This window comes from Mesorhizobium sp. M7A.F.Ca.CA.004.04.2.1, assembly GCF_004022825.1.
Lineage (GTDB): Bacteria > Pseudomonadota > Alphaproteobacteria > Rhizobiales > Rhizobiaceae > Mesorhizobium.
This window is the reverse complement of sequence record NZ_RZPH01000493.1, coordinates 1-4292: the sequence shown is the minus strand read 5'-3', so window position 1 is coordinate 4292 and position 4292 is coordinate 1. Positions and strand designations below refer to the sequence as shown.

The 4292-nt window shown below is 64.5% G+C and carries 7 protein-coding genes and 1 pseudogene; 3 read left to right on the top strand and 5 right to left on the bottom strand.

Annotation, left to right across the window (positions count from 1 at the left end; translation table 11 throughout):
* Positions 1-193: 193 nt before the first annotated feature.
* On the top strand, positions 194-517 hold the full coding sequence (locus tag EN893_RS20855; RefSeq protein WP_164749099.1) for a YkgJ family cysteine cluster protein: 324 nt from the start codon (positions 194-196) through the stop codon (positions 515-517).
* Between the two features lie 81 nt (positions 518-598).
* A complete protein-coding gene (locus EN893_RS20850) occupies positions 599-1210 on the top strand; it encodes a LysE family translocator (RefSeq protein WP_127270585.1) in 612 nt (203 codons plus the stop codon).
* An 87-nt stretch (positions 1211-1297) separates the two neighbouring features.
* Here the strand turns inward: EN893_RS20850 and EN893_RS20845 are convergent, their stop codons facing one another.
* The 4 genes from EN893_RS20845 to EN893_RS39375 form a co-directional block, all read right to left on the bottom strand.
* The gene (locus EN893_RS20845) at positions 1298-1684 is read right to left on the bottom strand and encodes a nuclear transport factor 2 family protein (protein ID WP_127270583.1); all 387 of its coding nucleotides are present in this window, start codon (positions 1682-1684) and stop codon (positions 1298-1300) included.
* 16 nt (positions 1685-1700) lie between these two features.
* Complete coding sequence (locus EN893_RS20840) at positions 1701-2147, bottom strand: OsmC family protein (protein WP_127270581.1); 447 nt, start codon at positions 2145-2147, stop codon at positions 1701-1703.
* 33 nt (positions 2148-2180) lie between these two features.
* On the bottom strand, positions 2181-2855 hold the full coding sequence (locus EN893_RS20835; protein ID WP_236383101.1) for an NAD(P)-dependent alcohol dehydrogenase: 675 nt from the start codon (positions 2853-2855) through the stop codon (positions 2181-2183).
* A gap of 148 nt (positions 2856-3003) precedes the next feature.
* Complete coding sequence (locus EN893_RS39375) at positions 3004-3183, bottom strand: hypothetical protein (RefSeq protein WP_236383100.1); 180 nt, start codon at positions 3181-3183, stop codon at positions 3004-3006.
* Between the two features lie 101 nt (positions 3184-3284).
* On the opposite strand from EN893_RS39375, the gene EN893_RS20830 reads away from it, so the two are divergent.
* Positions 3285-3923: a TetR/AcrR family transcriptional regulator gene (locus EN893_RS20830; protein ID WP_127272631.1), complete on the top strand. Its 639-nt coding sequence runs from the start codon at positions 3285-3287 to the stop codon at positions 3921-3923.
* Between the two features lie 176 nt (positions 3924-4099).
* Here EN893_RS20830 and groEL read toward each other — a convergent pair.
* Positions 4100-4292 (bottom strand): annotated as a pseudogene (groEL, locus tag EN893_RS20825) (chaperonin GroEL); the annotation flags it as partial.

Sequence of the window (4292 nt, the reverse complement as noted above, 5' to 3'; positions counted from 1 at the left end):
GATCAGACGGCAGCCTCGGGTGCTGCGGCAAAACCGGCCAAGCCGGTTGCCGCGCCGAAAGCCGGCGACGCCACCGAGGCCGCGACCGATCTGTTCAAGTCGCCGGCGGATTCGAAGGGCGAGACGGCTAAGAAGAAATAGCGCCTTGCCGCAAGACGCCGATCAAAACCCCGCCGCGCCGGGGCTGTCCGCCCTGGGGGCCGCCGCGAGCGTTTTGTCGTCGCAACACGGCACCTTCGATTGCCAAAGCTGCGGTGCCTGCTGTTCCTATTCGGCCGAGTGGCCGCGCTTTTCCACCGAGGATGACGCACAGCTCGACCGTATCCCGGAAAAATATGTCGCATCTGACCTGTCAGGCATGCGCTGCGAGGGCGTGCGCTGCTCGGCGCTGTCCGGCGAGATCGGCAAGTCGACCGCTTGCGGCATCTACGACGTCCGGCCGGATGTCTGTCGCGCCTGCATGCCCGGCGACGAGGAGTGCCTGATGGCACGCCAGGCGCTCGGGTTACCGGTGTAGCCAATCTCCAATCGCCTCCGCTTGTGCGCCGACCCGCAGCCCGATACCTTCCTGGTTGGGTAGGGTGCCGGAGGAACCATCGTGAGCATCGAATTTCTGTTGACGTCCCTGATTGTCGTGGCTTCGCCCGGCACCGGCGTTCTCTACACGCTGAGCGCCGGCCTCTCGCGCGGTGCGCGAGCCAGCGTCATCGCCGCCTTCGGCTGCACGCTCGGCATCATCCCGCACATGGCCGCTGCCATCACTGGCCTGGCGGCGCTGCTGCACACCAGTGCGCTCGCCTTCGAGACGCTGAAATATCTCGGCGTCGCCTACCTGCTCTACATGGCCTGGAACACACTCAAGGAAAATGGTGGCCTCAGCGTCGACCAGGATGTGACGCCGCGTTCGGCCGGCAAGGTGATTGCCACCGGCATCCTCGTCAACGTGCTCAATCCGAAACTTTCGATCTTCTTCTTCGCCTTCCTGCCGCAATTCGTCAGCACCACGGAGCCCAACGCGCTGTCGAAGATGCTGGAGCTGAGTTCCGTCTTCATGCTTTTGACCTTCGTGGTTTTCGTCGGCTACGGCATCTTCGCCGCCTCGATCCGCAGCCACGTCGTCTCGCGGCCAATGGTGTTGACCTGGATGCGCCGGACTTTCGCCGGCGCCTTCGTCATGCTTGGCGCGAAGCTGGCGCTGGCGGATCGGTAGAGCCACGGGGAGCGGCTCAGTCTTGCTGATCCGCTCGCCTTGTTGCGCTGTTCCGGGCGATGCCCTTTGGGAAATTGCTCGGGCGCGCTACCCCTTCACATAGCCCATCGCTTCGACGATCCGCCCGTCGGTCACGCGCATGAGGTTGACGCCGCGCAGCGAATTGCCGTCGGCCATGAAATAGCGCCAGCGGATCGTTGCCCGGTCGCCGGCAACGAAGGTTTCCTCGACATCGAAGCGCGTGCCGGCCTGAGTCGCGATCGCCGTCCAAAGCCCGACGCACGCCGCTTGTCCGGCAAAACGAGCGCCGTCCGGCGCCGGCGCGGTGTTCTCGATCACGCAATCCTCAGCCACCAGTTCGGCGAGTGCCGAGGGATCATGGCGTTGGAATACGTCGTTGTAGCGCCGCATGATCTCGGCCGTCTGCTGGGACAGATCGTACGCGGTTGCGTCCATGACAAGCTCCTGTGTCATCTTCTTCCTCCTGGCTTCATTGGCCTTTGGTGGCTTCAACGAGCGTTGCCTTGAGGGTGATCTGAGACACGCCGGCAAGGGCCCGCGAGACGAGGCAGCCCGCCTTGGCGGACTGTGCAAGGCGCTCGAATTCATCTGCGGCGAGTCCTGCGGCCTCCACCTCGGTTTCGAGTTCGATACGGGTGATCGTCGGCCCGGCCGCGGTCGCGCCGAGATGCACCTTGGCGATCGTGTGGATATTGCGGGCAACATGGCCGGCGCCGCCCAGTATGGCGCTCAGCGCCATCGAGAAGCAGCCTGCATGCGCTGCGGCGATCAGCTCTTCCGGGTTGGTGCCCGGACCGTTCTCGAAGCGCGACGGGAAGGAATAGGCGCCTTCGAAGACGCCGCTGCCGAGCCGCAGCCGGCCCGCCCCTTCCTTCAGCGTGCCTTGCCATTTGGCCGAGGCTTCACGAATTGTCATTGTCGTTCTCCCTTGGTTTGAGGACTTGATGGGTCAGGCGCCGTCGATGATCACCTTCCCGAAGACGTCGCCCTGCTGGAAATAGCGGTAGGCATCGCCGGCCTCGGTGAAGGCGAAGACCTTGTCGATGACGGGCCGCAGGCGATGCTGCGAGACGGCGCGCAGCATGGCTTCGAGATTGGTCCGGTTGCCGACGAACAGGCGGCTGATGGTGGCGAGGCTGCGCTGGTAGAGTGCCGCCGGCAACTGGATCGATCCGCCTTTCGCATCCTGCAGCGTCAAGAGCACGATGTGCCCGTAAAGCGTGCTGGCGATCAGCGACTGGGCGAAGGTCGCCGGGCCACCGGTCTCGATGACGAGATCGATGCCGCCGGTCTGGTCGCGGACGGTCGCGCCCCATTGCGGCATATCCGATGTCGAAATCACCAGGTCGGCGCCCAGCGCCCGCAGCCTGTCGGCTTTCTCACCGCGCGAGGTGACGGCGGCGACATGGCAGCCGAGCAGCTTGGCGAACTGCAGTGCAAAGAGCGAGACGCCGCCCGAGCCGACGACCAGAACCCATTGGCCGGGCTTCGGAATTCCGGCGCCCGTCACGGCATTCCAGCCGGTCAGGCCGGCACAGGTCAGCGTTGCCGCCTCATGCCAGTCGAGATGATCGGGCAAGCGCACCGCCCATTGTTCGTCGAGAACGGCGTATTCGGTCAGCATGCCATCCAGCGTGCAGCCGAGTTGGTCGACGAGGCCGGCATGGATGCGGCCGTCGATCCATCGGGGGAATAGCTGCCGGTCACGCGGTCGCCTACGGCAAAGCGGGTGACGGTATCGCCGATGGCGACAATGTCACCGGCCCCGTCGCTCAGCGGACGCCTTGGCGCGGCGGCAGCGGATAGGTGCCGTTGAGGATCATCGTATCGCGCCGGTTGAGCGAGGTGGCGCGAACGCGCGCCACGATCTCATGCGGCCTCGGCTCCGGCTGCGCCGTGTCGCGCAGCATCAGGGGTTCGGTCCCAGACCCTTCGAGACGGTAGCTCCGCATGTCGTTCTCCCGAGAAATATATAGACTGGTCTACATATTATGTAGACCGATTGTCATATTTTGCGCAAGGCCTATAATGATTCCTGCTGACAGAGGTTGACATGGCCAACGACACCCGCACCCGCATACTCGAGACGACTGGGCTGCTGCTCAGGCAGCGCGGCTATCACGGCACCTCGCTCAACGACATATTGAGCGCCAGCGGCGCACCGCGGGGCTCGCTCTATTTTCATTTTCCCGGCGGCAAGGACCAACTGGTCATCGAGGTGACGCGGGCCAGCGTTGCCGACGTGACGGAGAGGCTGGGCGAAGCGCTGGCTGCCGAAAAGTATCCGGCGGTGGCTGTCCATCATATCTACCAGTCGGTGGGACGCATGCTGGAAGACAACCAGTTTTCGCTCGGCTGTCCGATCGCGCCTGTCGTGCTGGACTCGCCCACCGACGTGCCGGAACTGGCGGAGTTGTGCCGCTCGGCCTTCGAACAGTGGATAGGCCTGCTGCGGGACGCCTTCGTCAGGGCAGGGGTGCCCGAGCGCCGCGCGCATGCATTGGCACTGCTGGTCGAATCGTCGCTGGAGGGGCTGATGGTGATCGCCCGCGCCACCCACGACCGCGCCCCGGTGCAGGCTGTGGCCGATGAGGTCGCAGCGCTGATCGAGCAGGCGGTGCTCGCTGGAGCAGGCCGCAATCGCGACACGGCGATTTCCGCGGCCGAGATACCATCATCGCCGGGGTCCTGATGTCGCGACGCGCCTGATGCCAGCGGAAACATTAGTTCAATGTCGCGCCAAGCGTTCCGCGCGGTGTGTCGCCCCAATTCAAGTCCTGGCAGTGCTATTAGTGAAGTAAACGTCCTGGCAGAACAAAAAGGGCGCCTTTCGGCGCCCTTTCCGTAAGCTTAGCCAGATTGGCTGGATTAGAAGTCCATGCCGCCCATGCCGCCCATGCCGCCGCCCATGCCGCCAGGCATGCCGCCGCCGCCAGCCGACTCCTTCTTCGGAGCCTCCGCGATCATGGCTTCGGTGGTGACGAGCAGGCCGGCGACCGAGGCCGCGTCCTGAAGAGCCGTACGGACAACCTTGACCGGATCGACGATACCCATGGCGATC

Coding starts and splice junctions, on each gene's coding strand:
- EN893_RS20845 (WP_127270583.1), bottom strand. CDS start 1,684: ATGACACAGGAGCTTGTCATGGACGCAACCGCGTACGATCTGTCCCAG.
- EN893_RS20840 (WP_127270581.1), bottom strand. CDS start 2,147: ATGACAATTCGTGAAGCCTCGGCCAAATGGCAAGGCACGCTGAAGGAA.
- EN893_RS20835 (WP_236383101.1), bottom strand. CDS start 2,855: ATGCTGACCGAATACGCCGTTCTCGACGAACAATGGGCGGTGCGCTTG.
- EN893_RS39375 (WP_236383100.1), bottom strand. CDS start 3,183: ATGCGGAGCTACCGTCTCGAAGGGTCTGGGACCGAACCCCTGATGCTG.
- EN893_RS20830 (WP_127272631.1), top strand. CDS start 3,285: ATGGCCAACGACACCCGCACCCGCATACTCGAGACGACTGGGCTGCTG.